The organism is Arthrobacter sp. zg-Y1219 (assembly GCF_030125545.1).
In the GTDB taxonomy this organism is placed as follows: domain Bacteria; phylum Actinomycetota; class Actinomycetes; order Actinomycetales; family Micrococcaceae; genus Arthrobacter_B.
Window position 1 is genome coordinate 93,180 of record NZ_JASKLY010000014.1, and the last position, 15,114, is coordinate 108,293.

At 66.6% G+C, this 15,114-nt stretch carries 14 protein-coding genes; 12 read left to right on the forward strand and 2 right to left on the reverse strand.

Going from position 1 to position 15,114, the window contains the following annotated elements; all coding sequences use genetic code 11:
- The first annotated feature begins 71 nt into the window (after positions 1-71).
- The 9 genes from ftsZ (at position 72) to dnaE (ending at position 10,073) form a co-directional block, all read left to right on the forward strand.
- The gene (gene ftsZ, locus QNO00_RS11715; RefSeq protein WP_229966971.1) at positions 72-1,268 is read left to right on the forward strand and encodes a cell division protein FtsZ; all 1,197 of its coding nucleotides are present in this window, start codon (positions 72-74) and stop codon (positions 1,266-1,268) included.
- Positions 1,269-1,324: 56 nt separating this feature from the next.
- A complete protein-coding gene (locus tag QNO00_RS11720) occupies positions 1,325-2,032 on the forward strand; it encodes a purine nucleoside phosphorylase YfiH/LACC1 family protein (protein WP_229966970.1) in 708 nt (235 codons plus the stop codon).
- Positions 2,033-2,121: 89 nt separating this feature from the next.
- Positions 2,122-2,886: a YggS family pyridoxal phosphate enzyme gene (locus QNO00_RS11725; protein WP_284024625.1), complete on the forward strand. Its 765-nt coding sequence runs from the start codon at positions 2,122-2,124 to the stop codon at positions 2,884-2,886.
- A 73-nt stretch (positions 2,887-2,959) separates the two neighbouring features.
- Positions 2,960-3,505 carry a cell division protein SepF gene (locus tag QNO00_RS11730; RefSeq protein ID WP_229966968.1) on the forward strand — a complete coding sequence of 182 codons (546 nt, stop codon included), beginning with the start codon at positions 2,960-2,962 and terminating at the stop codon, positions 3,503-3,505.
- Positions 3,506-3,571: 66 nt separating this feature from the next.
- Positions 3,572-3,862, forward strand: coding sequence for a YggT family protein (locus QNO00_RS11735; RefSeq protein WP_284024626.1), 291 nt, complete (start codon positions 3,572-3,574; stop codon positions 3,860-3,862).
- Between the two features lie 152 nt (positions 3,863-4,014).
- On the forward strand, positions 4,015-4,722 hold the full coding sequence (locus QNO00_RS11740) for a DivIVA domain-containing protein (protein ID WP_284024627.1): 708 nt from the start codon (positions 4,015-4,017) through the stop codon (positions 4,720-4,722).
- Positions 4,723-4,874: 152 nt separating this feature from the next.
- Entirely contained in the window at positions 4,875-5,510 is a 636-nt protein-coding gene (gene lspA / locus QNO00_RS11745; RefSeq protein ID WP_442860528.1) for a signal peptidase II, read from the forward strand.
- 2 nt (positions 5,511-5,512) lie between these two features.
- The gene (locus QNO00_RS11750; RefSeq protein WP_231712867.1) at positions 5,513-6,448 is read left to right on the forward strand and encodes an RluA family pseudouridine synthase; all 936 of its coding nucleotides are present in this window, start codon (positions 5,513-5,515) and stop codon (positions 6,446-6,448) included.
- A gap of 85 nt (positions 6,449-6,533) precedes the next feature.
- Entirely contained in the window at positions 6,534-10,073 is a 3,540-nt protein-coding gene (gene dnaE / locus QNO00_RS11755; RefSeq protein WP_284015980.1) for a DNA polymerase III subunit alpha, read from the forward strand.
- Between the two features lie 64 nt (positions 10,074-10,137).
- On the opposite strand, the gene QNO00_RS11760 is transcribed toward dnaE, so the two are convergent.
- A complete protein-coding gene (locus QNO00_RS11760; protein ID WP_284024628.1) occupies positions 10,138-10,332 on the reverse strand; it encodes a helix-hairpin-helix domain-containing protein in 195 nt (64 codons plus the stop codon).
- 365 nt (positions 10,333-10,697) lie between these two features.
- Positions 10,698-12,203, reverse strand: coding sequence for a YhgE/Pip domain-containing protein (locus tag QNO00_RS11765; RefSeq protein WP_284024629.1), 1,506 nt, complete (start codon positions 12,201-12,203; stop codon positions 10,698-10,700).
- Positions 12,204-12,283: 80 nt separating this feature from the next.
- Between QNO00_RS11765 and QNO00_RS11770 the strand changes: the two genes are divergently transcribed.
- The 3 genes from QNO00_RS11770 (at position 12,284) to nrdR (ending at position 15,017) form a co-directional block, all read left to right on the forward strand.
- Positions 12,284-12,943 (forward strand): TetR/AcrR family transcriptional regulator, encoded by a 660-nt coding sequence (locus QNO00_RS11770; protein WP_284024630.1) that lies wholly within the window; start codon positions 12,284-12,286, stop codon positions 12,941-12,943.
- A 42-nt stretch (positions 12,944-12,985) separates the two neighbouring features.
- Positions 12,986-14,347, forward strand: a complete 1,362-nt coding sequence (gene hisD, locus QNO00_RS11775; RefSeq protein WP_284024631.1) for a histidinol dehydrogenase — start codon at positions 12,986-12,988, stop codon at positions 14,345-14,347.
- Positions 14,348-14,519: 172 nt separating this feature from the next.
- Positions 14,520-15,017, forward strand: coding sequence for a transcriptional regulator NrdR (nrdR, locus tag QNO00_RS11780; RefSeq protein WP_229966961.1), 498 nt, complete (start codon positions 14,520-14,522; stop codon positions 15,015-15,017).
- The last annotated feature ends 97 nt before the right edge of the window (positions 15,018-15,114 follow it).

The following is a 15,114-nucleotide window of genomic DNA, read 5'->3' on the forward strand; positions in this document are numbered from 1 at the left end:
GTTTTTCGGCCGGGGGATGATCCCCGGCCACCAATGATCAGTTGCACAGATTCGAACAAGGGACACAGGACGTGGCAGCACCGCAGAATTACTTGGCCGTCATCAAGGTCGTCGGCATCGGCGGCGGTGGCGTGAACGCCGTAAACCGGATGATTGACGTAGGACTCCGAGGCGTGGAGTTCATCGCCATCAACACCGATGCACAGGCACTGCTGATGAGCGACGCCGACGTCAAGCTTGACGTCGGCCGTGAGCTGACCCGCGGCCTGGGCGCCGGTGCGGATCCCGAGGTTGGCCGCAAGGCAGCCGAGGATCACGCCGAGGAGATCGAGGAAGTCCTGCGCGGGGCTGACATGGTCTTCGTCACCGCAGGCGAGGGTGGCGGCACCGGTACCGGCGGCGCTCCCGTCGTGGCCCGGATCGCCCGTTCCCTGGGTGCCCTGACCATTGGCGTGGTTACGCGCCCCTTCACTTTCGAAGGCCGCCGCCGCTCCAACCAGGCCGAGTCGGGCATCGACACGCTGCGCGAGGAAGTCGACACGCTGATCGTGATTCCGAACGACCGCCTGCTGTCCATCAGCGACCGCAACGTGTCCATGCTGGACGCTTTCCGTTCCGCTGACCAGGTGCTGCTCTCCGGCGTTCAGGGCATCACCGACCTGATCACCACCCCGGGCCTGATCAACCTCGACTTCGCGGATGTGAAGTCGGTGATGCAGGGTGCAGGTTCGGCCCTCATGGGCATCGGTTCCGCACGAGGGGAGGACCGGGCCGTCAAGGCCGCCGAGCTGGCAATAGCTTCTCCTCTGCTGGAAGCCTCCATCGACGGCGCCCACGGCGTCCTGCTCTCCATTCAGGGTGGCTCCGACCTCGGCCTGTTCGAGATCAACGAAGCTGCGCGCTTGGTGCAGGAAGTGGCCCACCCCGAGGCCAACATCATCTTCGGTGCCGTCATTGACGACGCCCTTGGTGATGAAGCACGCGTGACGGTCATCGCCGCCGGCTTCGACCAGGTCGACGTGACCTCGCAGCCGATTTCGCACAAGCCGGCCGAGCCCGCAGCACCGCCGGTCAACGCACCGGCAGGCGGCAGCTACGCCGGCGCCGCACCCGCTTCCGCGGGCCTGTCGGCGTGGTCGCAGCGCTCGACCCAGCACAGCGACGTTCCCGCCGACGCCGGTTTCGACGTCGACCTGCCGGCCGTCGTGGAATCGGACCTGTCCACGGGCCGGAACGACGACCTGGACGTTCCTGATTTCCTGAAGTAACACCCCCGGTCCGGACACGAGTCCGGAACGCCCGGCAGCAGCGAGGTTGTTCGACAATGTTTTGGTGGCAGACACAGACCGGTGACGGGCTGACCGTCGGCTTCACCAATACGGCGGCGGGCAACCTCGCTTTGCATGTCGGGGATGATCCCGCACAGGTTCGGCTGCGCCGCGGCGCCCTGGAAAAAGCCATGACCGTTGCCGCGGGATCGCTGCGGTTCATGAACCAGGTCCATTCCGCCGACGTCGCACTCGTTTCCGGCGGAACGGACGCCGCTTCCGCCGCCCCGACCGCTGATGCCCTCGTCAGTCCCGACGGAAGCGCGCCCCTGGCCGTCATGGTGGCGGACTGCGTGCCCGTGGTGCTGGTTGGCCGGAAACCCGGCGGCGGCGTCGTGACCGCTGCGGCCCACGCCGGACGCAAGGGGCTGCTGGACGGCGTCCTGCCCAACACCGTGCGGGCGATGCGTGCAGCCGGTGCCGCCGGCATCACGGCCTGGATCGGCCCGAGCGTGTGCGGTGAATGCTACGAGGTTCCCGAAGCCATGCTCGAGGAAGCGGCAGACCTGCTGCCGGTGCTGCGGTCGCGCACCCGGCGGGGCACGCCGGCCCTGGACCTCCCGGCCGGCGCCGAGGCCCAGCTGGCCGCCCTGGACGTGGAAGTGATCCGCGTGCCCGGCTGCACGCTGGAATCCGATGAGCTGTACTCGCACCGGCGCACCAGCAGTGCCGGGCGCTTTGCCGGTGTCGTCTGGCTGAGCTGAGCCACCAGAGCTGAGCCGCCGGACCCCACCGGACCACGGCCCTTTTTCCGGCGGGCAACGCCCGCGTTCGACCCAAGGAACGAACCCCCATGACATCGAGCATTTCCCCGGCTGTCCGCGCAGCCGAACTCGCCGAACGGCTTGGCCGGGTCCAAGCCCGCATCCGGGCAGCGGCACCTCCGGGAACCGCTCCAACGCTGATCGTGGTCACGAAATACTTTCCCGCGGCCGACGTCGAACTGCTGGCCGGTCTGGGCGTCACCGACGTCGGGGAAAACAAGGACCAGGAGGCGGCTGCGAAAGCTGCCGACACGGCGTCCCTGGGGCTGTCCTGGCACTTCATCGGCCAGCTGCAAAGCAACAAGGCCAAGTCGGTGGTGCGCTATGCCGAAGCCGTCCATTCCGTTGACCGGGCCTCGCTCGTTCGGGCCCTGGCCAAGGCGATGGAGGCCGAGCAGCAGCGCCGAACCGGCGCCGGGCTGCCGCCGCGGGCGGACCTGGAGTGCTTTCTCCAGGTCGACCTGCGCGACCCCGCCGCCGGCGTGGGCACGACACCTTCCGGCCCGGCCCGCGGGGGAGCGCTGCCCGCCGATGTACCGGCCCTCGCTGACGCCGTGGCTGCGGCGCCCGGTCTCCGGTTGGCCGGCCTGATGGCGGTGGCGCCGCTGGGCGGGGACCCGCGCGAGGCCTTCGGCCGGCTCCGCGCCCTGTCCGGGCAGCTGCAGGAAACCCACCCCGGCGCCGCAGGGATATCGGCCGGAATGAGCGGGGACCTGGAAGCAGCACTGGAATACGGGGCGACACACCTGCGCATCGGCTCCGATATTCTCGGGCCGCGCCCCCCGGTGCGGTAGCGTCTAATGGAGGAAAGTTCCTCATTTGGCGAGGAACGGGTGCTACGGCGCTGAAGTTCTAGAAGGAGCAACCATGGCTGGCGCAATGCGCAGGACAATGATTTACCTTGGCCTCGCCGACGGTGACGAGCACTACGAGTCCGAGCCGAAGACCCAGCGGGATGCCCCGGCACGCAGCGAGGAATACACGCCCGATTTCGAGCGTGCCGAGCGTCCGGACCGGGAAGCCGAGCCGACACCGGCACCTGCCCCCGTGACCCGCACCGCAGTCGAGGAGTACCGGGCACCGGTAACGCCGATCAAACGAGCTCCGTCATCCCGAGAGGAAGTGGCTGGCTTGCGCCAGATCACCACCGTCCACCCCCGTTCGTACAACGACGCCAAGATCATCGGCGAGAGTTTCCGTGACGGCATTCCCGTGATCATGAACGTGACCGACATGGGCGAAGCCGACGCCAAGCGGCTCGTCGATTTCTCCGCTGGCCTCGTCTTCGGACTGCGCGGTAGCATTGAGCGCGTGACCAACAAGGTCTTCCTGCTGTCGCCCTCCTACGTGGAGGTGCTGGGGGATGACAAAAAGGTCAGCGAGTCCCAGTCGGCATTCTTCAACCAGAGCTGACCGCATCCCCGCCGCGGCGGGGGCAGTGCGGGCGGCTGAGGCTTACCCGGAAACGAAACCACACGCGTGAGTATTATTTTTTCCCTGCTGTATCTGCTGCTGGTCCTCTTTTATTTTGCCCTGCTGCTGCGGATTGTTTATGACGCGGTCCAAATCTTTGCCCGCCAATGGCGCCCCAAGGGGCCCGCACTGGTGCTCGCATCCGCGATCTACGGCGCAACGGATCCGCCCATCCGGCTCCTGCGGAGATTCATCCCTCCGCTGAGGCTTGGCGGCATCTCCCTGGACCTGGCGTTCATCGTGCTGTTCATCGTGGTCGCCATTGCCAGGTCAATCGTGGCCAGCCTCATCCGCTAGCCGCTGCGGCCCCTCCGGGACCGGTTAGTCTTCCGCACCCGGAAGATATACTGTGAAAAAGAATTAGACTTCCCAGTTTCTTATGTTCGTTATTCTGTACGTAGAACCGTCTGCTTGACTCGCAGGCGAATCTTATAATGTGAGGTGACCAGATGGCTCTGACGCCAGAAGATGTTGTCAATAAGCGGTTCCAGCCGACTAAGTTCCGTGAAGGTTACGACCAGGATGAGGTTGACGATTTCCTCGACGAGATCGTCGTCGAGCTTCGCCGCCTGACCGCGGAGAATGAAGACCTGCGCCGCCAGCTCGCTGATTGCGTTGCCGGCACCAGCACCAGCACCGGCACCAGCACCGAAGCCTCAGTTCCGGCCCCGGTCTCCGCCGCGGCGAAGACCGAGCAGGTCACCGAGCCGGTGAAGGAAGAGAAGAAGCCCGAGGCCGTCAAGGCCGTGGAGCCCAAGGCTCCGGCCGCGAAGGCTGAAGAGCCCAAGGTCGAGGCTCCGGCCCCGGCCGCAGCAGCGGCACCCGCCGCCGCAGTGAGCAACACCGAGACCGCCGCCGGCATCCTGGCCATGGCCCAGAAGATGCACGACGACTACGTTGGTGCCGGTGTTGAGCAGCGCGACAAGATCATTGCGGACGCACAGATCGAAGCCACCGGCCTCGTCACCGAAGCCCAGGACAAGAGCCGCAAGATCCTCAGCAACCTGGAACAGCAGAAGGCTGTCCTGGAGCGCAAGGTCGAGCAGCTGCGCGGCTTCGAGCGCGACTACCGCTCACGCCTGAAGACCTACATCGAAGGCCAGCTGCGGGATCTTGACGCCCGCGGTTCCGTTGCCTCGGAGACCGCTGACGCGTAACCCGAACGGCCCCGTGGCGACACGGGTGGACTAAACTGAGATAAAGCACGGGCCGGCTGGCCGGGGCGCCCCCGCCCCCCGGCCCCGTGGTTTTGGATGCGGCGTCCTGCGACGCCGCCCACCAACGAAAGCACCGGGACGAAGAAACCTACATGACGAAATCTTCTGAGGAATCAGCGGCCGCCAAAGGCCATGCCGGCGCACACGTGCGTCCGGCCTGGACCGGTTACGCCCTGATCATGCTGGCCTGCGCTGTCCTGGCGCTCGGTTTTGACCAGCTCACCAAATGGTGGGTGGAGAGCACCATGACCCTGGGCCAGGTCACCGACGTGCTGCCGCCGGTGCTGCGCTGGCATTACATCCTCAACCCCGGGGCGGCGTTCTCCATCGGCACCGACCACACCTGGGTGTTCACCATCATCATGGTGGCCGTCAGCGGGTTCCTGGTGTACCTCATGCTGAAGGTGCGCTCCCTGTCCTGGGCCATCGCGCTCGGGCTGGTTCTGGGCGGCGCACTGGGGAACCTCACGGACCGGCTGTTCCGGGCCCCCTCGTTCGGACAGGGCCACGTGGTGGACTTCATTGCCCTGCCGAACTTCGCCATTTTCAACATTGCGGACTCCTGCGTGGTCAGTGGCGTCATCCTGGTCTGCCTGCTGACCCTGCGCGGCACGGGCCTGGACGGGAAGCGGGATGAACCCCGGAACTCCGTTGCCGTCCACGACGGCGAACAGGGAAGCAACGCCCGGGAAACCGGCACACAAGATACGAAGAACGGCGAAGACTAACCATGAACGAGATCCATACCGTCCTGCAGATTCCGGACGAGGCCGACGGCGGCCGCGCCGATGCGGTCCTGGCCAAACTCCTTGATGTCTCGCGCTCCACGGTGGCCCCCTGGTTCACCGACGGCTACTTCAGCATGGCGGGGCGCCCGCTGGGCAAATCGGACCGGCTGGCTGCCGGCGACAAGGTCACCGTGGACATTCCCGAACTCCGGGACCCGCTCGCCGTCGTCGTCGAGCCGGTAGAAGGCCTGAACATCCTTCTCGACGACGAACACTTTGTTGTCATCGACAAGCCGGTGGGTGTGGCAGCGCATCCGTCCCCGGGCTGGGTGGGCCCCACCGTCGTCGGCGGCCTGGCTGCCGCCGGCTACCGCATCTCCACCTCCGGAGCTCCGGAGCGGCAGGGCATCGTCCACCGGCTGGACGTGGGCACCTCCGGAGCCATGGTGGTGGCCAAAACCGAGCACGCCTACAACGTGCTGAAGCAGGCTTTCAAGGACCGCACCGTGGACAAGATGTACCACGCCGTGGTCCAGGGCCTGCCGGATCCGCTGCGCGGCACCATTGACGCGCCGATCGGCCGGCACCCCTCCTACGACTGGCGCTTCGCAGTGCTGGAGGGCGGGCGCCCGTCGGTCACCCGCTACGAGGTGCTGGAGGCCTTTGGCAAGGCGTCCCTGGTGGAGGTGCAGCTGGAAACGGGCCGGACGCACCAGATCCGGGTGCATTTCTCCGCCCTCAAGCACCCCTGTGCCGGAGATCTCACCTACGGCGCCGAGGCCAAACTCGCGGCCGAGCTGGGCCTGACCCGGCAGTGGCTGCATGCCCGCCAACTGGCCTTTTCCCACCCCGGCACCGGTGAACGCGTGGAAGTTGTCAGTGAATATCCGCAGGATCTGCAGTACGCCCTGGACGCCCTCCGGCGCGGCGACGTCTAGCCGGCTGCCCGCGCCGGAGCCGCGGGCCGGCTCCGGTCGCGGCGTGCCGTCCGGAGCCCGCCGCGACCGGGCCTAGAATGGTTCGGTGGCTTCAGCAACTAGTTCTTCGAAATCGTTTGTCCATCTTCACAACCACACCGAATACTCCATGCTGGACGGTGCGGCCCGTCTGACGGACCTCTTCAGCCACGCTGACGAGCTGGGAATGAACGCCGTGGCGACCACTGACCACGGGTTCGTGTTCGGTGCGTTCGACTTCTGGAACAAGGCCCGCAACGCCGGGATCAAGCCGATCATCGGCGTCGAGGCCTATCTGACCCCGGGCACCGCCCGAGCGGACAAGACCCGCGTCAAGTGGGGCGACGGCGGCCGGAACGACGTGTCCGGTGCCGGTGCCTACACGCACATGACCATGTGGTCCGAGACCACCGAGGGCATGCACAACCTCTTCCGGATGTCCTCCCTGGCCTCGCTGGAGGGCTTCCTCTACAAGCCGCGCATGGACCGGGACCTGCTGCAGACCTACGGCAAGGGACTCATCGCCACCACCGGCTGCCCGTCGGGGGAAGTGCAGACGAAGCTGCGCCTGGGGCTGTACCGCGAGGCGGTTCAGGCGGCCTCGGACTTCCGCGACATCTTCGGTGCTGATAACTTCTTCTGCGAAATCATGGACCACGGCCTGGACATTGAGCGCAACGTGCAGGCGGACCTGTTCAAGCTCGCCCGGGAACTGAAGCTGCCGCTGGTGGCCACCAACGACCTGCACTACACACACGCGGAGGACGCGTCGGCGCACGCGGCCCTGCTGTGCGTGCAGTCCGGTTCCTCACTCGCCGACCCCAAGCGCTTCAAGTTCGACGCCGACGAGTTCTACCTGAAGTCCCCGGCCGAAATGCGGGCCATCTTCCGCGACTACCCCGAAGCCTGCGACAACACGCTGCTCATCGCCGAGCGCTGCGACGTCGAGTTCAACACCAACGCCAACTACATGCCGCGGTTCCCCACCCCGGAGGGGGAAAACGAGGAGTCCTGGTTCGTCAAGGAAGTGGAGGCGGGCCTGCACCGCCGCTATCCGAACGGCATCAGCGACGCCGTCCGCAAGCGCGCCGACTACGAAGTGGGCATCATTGCCCAGATGGGCTTCCCGGGGTACTTCCTGGTGGTGGCCGACTTCATCAACTGGGCCAAGGCCAACGGCATCCGAGTGGGTCCCGGCCGCGGCTCCGGCGCCGGCTCCATGGCCGCCTACGCCATGGGAATCACCGACCTGGACCCGCTGCAGCACGGCCTGATCTTCGAACGGTTCCTGAACCCGGACCGCGTTTCCATGCCTGACTTCGACGTCGACTTCGATGATCGGCGCCGTTCCGAGGTGATCCACTACGTCACCGAGAAATACGGCGACGAGCGCGTGGCCATGATCGTCACCTACGGCACCATCAAGGCCAAGCAGGCGCTGAAGGACTCCTCCCGCGTCATGGGCTACCCCTTCTCCGTGGGGGAGCGGCTGACCAAGGCCATGCCGCCGGACGTAATGGGCAAGGGCCTGTCCCTGGCCGACGTGCACAACAAGGAAGCCAAGCGGTACGGCGAGGCCGAGGAGCTGCGCGAACTGCTCCGCACCGACCCCGATTCCCAGCGGGTGTTTGACACGGCGCTCGGCCTGGAAGGCCTGAAACGGCAGTGGGGCGTGCATGCGGCCGGCGTGATCATGTCCTCGGATCCGCTGATCGACATCATTCCGATCATGCGCCGTGACCAGGACGGGCAGGTCATCACGCAGTTCGACTACCCCACCTGCGAAGGCCTGGGGCTGATCAAGATGGACTTCCTCGGCCTGCGCAACCTGACGATCGTCTCCGACGCCGTCGAGAACATCAAGAACAACCGCGGCGAGGACCTGGTCCTCGAAGACCTGCCGCTGGACCTGAAGCCCGCCTACGACCTCCTGGCCAGCGGCGACACGCTGGGCGTGTTCCAGCTCGACGGCGGACCCATGCGGTCGCTGCTCAAGAGCATGCGTCCTGACAACTTTGAAGACATCTCCGCCGTCATCGCGCTGTACCGGCCCGGTCCCATGGGTGCGAACTCGCACACCAACTATGCGCTGCGCAAGACCGGCCAGCAGGAAATCACTCCCATCCATCCGGAGCTCGAGGAACCGCTGGCGGAAATCCTGGGCACCACCTACGGCCTGATCGTGTATCAGGAGCAGGTTATGGCCATCGCGCAGAAGGTGGCAGGCTTCAGCCTCGGCCAGGCAGACATCCTGCGCCGGGCCATGGGTAAGAAAAAGAAGTCCGAACTGGACAAGCAGTACGCCGGCTTCCATCAGGGGATGGTGGACCGCGGCTACTCGGAGGCCGCGATCAAGGCACTCTGGGACATCCTGCTGCCGTTCTCCGACTACGCCTTCAACAAGGCGCACTCCGCGGCGTACGGCGTCGTCTCCTACTGGACCGCGTACCTGAAGGCGCAGTATCCGGCAGAGTACATGGCAGCCCTGCTCACCTCGGTCGGTGATGACAAGGACAAGCTGGCCATGTACCTGAACGAATGCCGCAAGATGGGCATCACCGTGCTGCCGCCGGACGTGAACGAGTCCAGCGTGAACTTCACCCCGGTCGGCACCGACATCCGCTTCGGCATGGGTGCCATCCGCAACGTGGGCGCGAACGTGGTGCAGTCGATGGTCGCCGCCCGCGAGGAAAAGGGTGCGTTCACCAACTTCAAGGACTTCCTGATGAAGGTTCCGGCGGTGGTCTGCAACAAGCGCACCATCGAATCCCTCATCAAGGCCGGGGCCTTCGACTCCATGGGTCATGCCCGACGCCCGCTGGCCATGATCCACGAAGAGGCGATCGACTCCGTCGTCGTGCTCAAGCGCAACGAGGCGGTGGGCCAGTTCGACCTGTTCGCCGCGATCGCCGACCAGGAGCCGGAGGACTCGATCAGCATCGAGATCCCGGACCTGCCGGAGTGGGAAAAGAAGGACAAGCTCTCCTTCGAACGCGACATGCTCGGCCTGTACGTCTCGGATCATCCGCTGCAGGGGCTCGAGGGCATCCTCAGCCAGCACGCAGATTCCTCCATCACCAACATCGTGGGGGAGGAAGGCCCGGCCGACGGCGCGATCGTCACCATCGCGGGCATGATCACCTCGCTGCAGCGCCGAATCGCGAAAAACAGCGGCAACGCCTATGCCCGCTGCGAGATCGAGGACCTGGCCGGCTCCATGGAGGTCATGTTCTTCGGCCAGGTCTACGGTCCGATCGCCGCGGTGCTGGCCGAGGACCTGATCGTGGTGGTCCGCGGCCGGCTGCAGCGCCGCGACGACGGCGCCGTGACGCTGAATGCGCAGGAACTGACCGTGCCGGACCTCAGCGAGGGACACTCCGGGCCGGTAGTTATTTCGATGGCCACCTACAAGGCCACGGAGACCGTGGTGACCCAGCTCGGCGACGTGCTGCGCACCCATCCCGGAACCTCCGAGGTGCAGATCCGGCTCAACGGCTCACGCACGGTGGAAGTGATGAAACTGGGCGTTGACATGCGCGTGAACCCCACGCCGTCGTTGTTCGGCGACCTGAAGGTGCTGCTGGGCCCGGCCTGCCTCGACGCCTGAGGCGCCGGGGTTCGGCCCCCTGCAACCGTCCGCGGCCCCCTCGGGGGCGATCCCTCGGGATGCGCTATCGCAGAGCGAGACCGTGTTCCTTCAGGGCTTCTTCGATGATGCGGAGGGCCTTGGGGCCGACCCCGTGCAGCCGGGAAAGCTCAGCGCGGTCGGCGTCCGCCAAGTCCTTCAGGGACGAATAGCCGGCAGCGCTGAGGCCGCGCGCTGCCGGCGCTCCTACCCCGGGCAGGGAGTCGAGTTCCGTTGTCATCACTCGACCCTAGGGCCGGCGCAGGGCGCGCGGGAAGGTACGGGGGAAGGCAGGCGGAGGATCCGGGGGAGGGCAGGGGGACAAGCACGGGCCAGGGCCGCAGCCTGGCCACATTCGGCGCGGTCAGCACCGGACGTCGTGGGCCGTGCGGACCGCGTCGGGATCTATCGTGCAGATAACGGTGCTTCGGGAAATCTATCGTGCAGATAACGGGCTGAAAATGCCCGAAAACCGGCCTTTGAGCGCGTTATCTGCACTATGAATTCTCCGTTGTCCCGTTATCTGCCCGAAGGATGCCTGTCGGATGCGAAAGCCCCGCAACCAGGAGCAGCCCCGCCACCAGGAGCAGCCCTGCGGACAGCGGCTTAGGCCGCAGCCGGCCCGGCGGCCGTTGTTCCGCGCCGGCCGAACATCCGGTCGTAGAGCGTGCTGACGAGGAAGCCGATCAACAGTGCGGCCGCGAGGATCAGGGCAAGAGCCACAACATCCGCGCCCAGACCGGTGTCAGTGCCTGAACCGAAGTAGAGGACGCTGCGGATGGCGTTGGCGATGTGGTGCAGGGGTTCCCAGGGCGCGATGGCCCGGAAGAAGCCGGGCAGCGCCTCGAGCGGCACCACGGCTCCGGACGAGGGCAGCCCCATGAGCACCAGGTAGATCATCGCGACCAGCAGGCCGGCGTTGCCGAAGACGGTCAGCAGGGCAAAAACCACGGCCGACACCGCTGACATTGCGAGCCAGCTGGTGAGGAACAGGGTTCCGCCGTTCGGCAGGGGAACGGCCGCGGCGGAGGCCACCCACATCACGACACCGGCTGCGGGTGCCGCCGCTGTGACGAAAATTCCCCACTTGAGCAGCATGGACAGCCACCGGGACGGTGTGGCCCGCCGGGCCACGAGGAACTGCGGTCCGATTTCCAGCGGAGTAATTCCCAGCCGGCCGTCCACCAGGACGTTCACGCCGATGGATCCGGTGAGCCCCAGCACGAGCAGCAGGAGCGCGTAGTAGAAGGAACCCATGCCCAGGGCCGTGCCGCCTTCGACCGGATGGTAATTCTCGGTAATCACCTGGACGGGATCCTGAAGCAGAACCGCTGACGCCGCGCTGACGGTGGGGGCCAGCTGCTCCGCCAGCTGGGAGGGGGTGCCGGCCTGCTGCGCGGTGAGCTGCCGGGCGAAGGCCACGGTGGCCGGACCGCCCTTTGCTGCGGCTTCCAGGGTTCGGCGCGCCTGCTCATTCTGGGACTCCGTCAGCTGCTGTTCGACGGCGCTGCGGGCCTGGGCCTCCGCATCTTGTGCTGCGGCGGCAAGTTGCTCACCCAAGGACGCGCTGGCCTCGGCCAGACCCGGTTCAACGACGCCGGCCGCAAGGCGAGCGGCCAGGGCGCCGGCTTTCGGATCGGTGTAGACGCTGACAGCGGGGCGGGCCGACTGCTCCTGCGTCAGTGAACCGGTGACAAGTCCGGTTGCATCGGCGGAGAAGGAGGCAGGGATGACGACGGCGGCATAGACCTCTCCGTTCTCGAGCTGCTCCCGCGCGTCCGCCCAAGAGAGGACCTGAAGGTCCAGCTCCTCTCCCTCGGCGGCGCGGTCGGCGAATCCGTTCACGATCTCCTGTCCCAGATTCTGCGGAGCCGCTCCGTCGGCGCTCCCTTCAAGACCGGTGTCCTCGTTCACCACTGCCACGGGGAAGTCCTTCAGATGCGCCGTCGGGTTGGCCAGCCCGCCCATGTAAAGGCCCGTGCCGACCGCTGCCAGCAGGACCACCACGAGCATGGGAAGCAGCCAGAACATCGGCGACCGGTAGGGGGAGGCGGACCGCCGATCCTCCGGCCGGGCGGCGTGGCGGGGGCGGGCTGAAACGGGCGTGGACATGCGGGCATTCCTTTTCGAAGCTCACTGGATACACGAGTGTATTGACTGCCTCCGACGATACACCCATGTATCGTGGAAGGATGAACCCCGCAGGAAAGAGGACCGCCTTGGACGCAGCCGAACCGGCCAAACGGTCCCGAACCGCCACCCGCAACCGCCTGCTGGCAACTTCCGCCGACGTCTTTGCCGAACGGGGCCTGGAGGGCGCCAGTGTGGGGGAGCTGTGTGCCGCTGCCGGATTTACCCGGGGCGCCTTCTACAGCAACTTCGCCACCAAGACCGATCTGGCGCTGGCCATGTATGAGGACCATGTCAGCCAGTTGGTCGCCCGGCTGCAGGACCAGCTCGACCATTGGCTGCAGCGCGGCGCGCAGGATCCGACCGCCGTCATCGAGCGCATCCTGGAAGGAATGGCTGACTTCACCTCTGACACCGTGTGGCACGCGGTTCGCCTGGAACTGCTGCTGGCCGCCCGGCGATCCGACCGAGTGCGGGTCTTCGTTGCAGGCCAGCGCAACATGCTGGCCGAAGCGGTGACCGCAGCGCTGCTCCGGGTGGCCGATGCCCAGGAAGCGGAGTTCACTGTCGACCCGGCGGAGCTGGCGCGGCTTCTGCTGGCGGTGTACGACGGCCGGCTGAACGAGCAGATCGCCGGCAGCGGCAATTCTGCCGCCAAAGTGAACCTCGTTTCCATCACCTGGTCGAACCTGACCCGGCCCAAAGCCCGTCCGGAGCCGTAACGAAGTCACCGGCTGCCGGCGGGCGGGGGGTGCTTGGGTAGAATGGGAAGCGTGAATTCCTCAACCTCCGGACCTGCCTTCGAATCCTTCCGCACCATCGATCTGCGCGGGCAGCATTTGAGCCCGGCTGGTTTGAAGCACGCGATGCCGCGCGCCGAAACCACCACCGATGTGGCTTCCGACGCCGTCGCCGCCATCATCGCGGACGTCAGAACGCGCGGATATGACGCGCTCAGCGAGCTGGCCTCCCGCTTCGACGGCGTGGAGCAGCATCATCCGCTGGTGCCCCGCGAGGCGCTGCGCGAGGCGCTGGCGCAGCTCGATCCGCCCGTCCGGGCCGCCCTGGAAGAGTCCATCCGGCGGGCCCGGCTCTTTGCCGAGGCCCAGCGCCCGCAGAACACCGATCTGCAGATCGGGCCCGGCGCCAACGTTTCGCAGAACTGGCTTCCGGTGGGCCGCGTGGGTCTGTACGTTCCGGGCGGGCTGGCCGTGTATCCGTCGTCAGTGGTGATGAACGTGGTGCCCGCCCAGGCCGCCGGCGTCCCTTCGCTCGCCCTGGCGTCCCCGCCGCAGCGGGAGTTCGGCGGGCTGCCGCACCCCACCATTCTGGCTGCCGCGGAGCTGCTGGGCATCGAAGAGGTGTACGCCATGGGCGGCGCCCAGGCCATTGCAGCCTTCGCCTACGGCATTCCCGCGGCCGGAGTTAACCAGGAACTGGCGCCGGTCGACGTCGTCACGGGGCCGGGCAACGTCTACGTGGCGACCGCCAAGCGGCTGGTGAAGGGCGTCGTGGGGATCGATGCCGAAGCCGGTCCCACCGAAATCGCCATCCTGGCCGACGCTGGAGCGGATCCGCGCCTTGTTGCCGCTGACCTGATCAGCCAGGCCGAGCACGATCCCAATGCCGCCTCGGTCCTCGTCACCGATTCCCCGGACCTGGCGGGCCGGGTCCGGCATGAACTGGGCCGGCAGGTTCAGGCCACCCGGCACCGTGCCCGGGTGGAAACCGCGCTGTCAGGCCCCCAGTCCGGAACCATCCTGGTGGATGACCTGGACCAGGGGATCGCCGTCTGCAATGCCTACGGGGCCGAACACCTGGAAATCCAGACCGCCGGTGCCGCCGAAGACGCAGCCCGCATCACCAGCGCCGGGGCCATCTTTGTCGGAAACTACAGCCCCGTCAGCCTGGGCGACTACTGCTCCGGATCCAACCACGTGCTCCCCACGGCCGGGACTTCAGCCTTCTCCTCCGGCTTGAACGTGACCACCTTCATGCACGCCATCCAGGTCATCAACTATGACCGGGCTGCCCTGCAGGAAGTCAGCACCCATGTCGTGGCGCTGTCCCGGGCCGAGGACCTGCCCGCTCACGGCGACGCCGTGTCAGTCCGGTTCGAAGCCTGACCACCATATGTAGTAGCGGGTGCTACTACATATGGTGAGAGGCAGTTGGTGATGTCGGGGTTGCGGCTCTAGAATGAGTGCGCAGCTCAGCTCTGCTGCACCGGGACTGGTTCCCCGGTGCGGTCGGGTCCGGGATGCAGCCCGCTTCCGACCTCCAGCGAAAGGACTCCGGATGTACTGTCCGTTCTGCCGCAACGCTGATTCCCGAGTCGTTGACAGCCGTCTGGCCGACGACGGTTCGGCGATCCGCCGCCGCCGCCAGTGCCCCGAGTGCGGGCGCAGGTTCAGCACGGTGGAGACCACGAGCCTGAGCGTCATCAAGCGGTCGGGCGTGGGAGAGCCGTTCAGCCGCGGCAAGGTGATCAACGGTGTGCGCAAAGCCTGCCAGGGCCGGCCCGTCAGCGAGGACGACCTGGCCATGCTGGCCCAGGAGGTCGAGGAATCGATCCGTGCCAGCGGAGTAGCCGAAATTGATGCCCACGAGGTGGGACTGGCCATCCTGAAGCCGCTGCAGAAGCTCGACCAGGTGGCATACCTGCGGTTTGCCAGCGTCTACCAGGCCTTTGAATCGCTGGAGGACTTCGAGGCTGCCATAGCTGAACTGCGCGAAGAATCCCCGCGTGCTTCCACTGTCCCCGCCGGAGCCCAGCGGCCGCTGACCGCCCGCTGAGCTTCCCCGGAGCGGAGCCCCGAACCCTTCCCCGGACCCTGAGACCCGAACAACCGGGTCCGGACGCAGCGGAAGCGGCGGCAGGTCTCCCCGCCGC

Coding starts and splice junctions, on each gene's coding strand:
- nrdR (WP_229966961.1), top strand. CDS start 14,520: ATGTACTGTCCGTTCTGCCGCAACGCTGATTCCCGAGTCGTTGACAGC.
- lspA (WP_442860528.1), top strand. CDS start 4,875: ATGACGAAATCTTCTGAGGAATCAGCGGCCGCCAAAGGCCATGCCGGC.
- QNO00_RS11765 (WP_284024629.1), bottom strand. CDS start 12,203: ATGTCCACGCCCGTTTCAGCCCGCCCCCGCCACGCCGCCCGGCCGGAG.
- QNO00_RS11725 (WP_284024625.1), top strand. CDS start 2,122: ATGACATCGAGCATTTCCCCGGCTGTCCGCGCAGCCGAACTCGCCGAA.
- QNO00_RS11720 (WP_229966970.1), top strand. CDS start 1,325: ATGTTTTGGTGGCAGACACAGACCGGTGACGGGCTGACCGTCGGCTTC.
- QNO00_RS11770 (WP_284024630.1), top strand. CDS start 12,284: ATGAACCCCGCAGGAAAGAGGACCGCCTTGGACGCAGCCGAACCGGCC.
- QNO00_RS11730 (WP_229966968.1), top strand. CDS start 2,960: ATGGCTGGCGCAATGCGCAGGACAATGATTTACCTTGGCCTCGCCGAC.
- hisD (WP_284024631.1), top strand. CDS start 12,986: ATGGGAAGCGTGAATTCCTCAACCTCCGGACCTGCCTTCGAATCCTTC.
- QNO00_RS11750 (WP_231712867.1), top strand. CDS start 5,513: ATGAACGAGATCCATACCGTCCTGCAGATTCCGGACGAGGCCGACGGC.
- QNO00_RS11760 (WP_284024628.1), bottom strand. CDS start 10,332: ATGACAACGGAACTCGACTCCCTGCCCGGGGTAGGAGCGCCGGCAGCG.
- QNO00_RS11740 (WP_284024627.1), top strand. CDS start 4,015: ATGGCTCTGACGCCAGAAGATGTTGTCAATAAGCGGTTCCAGCCGACT.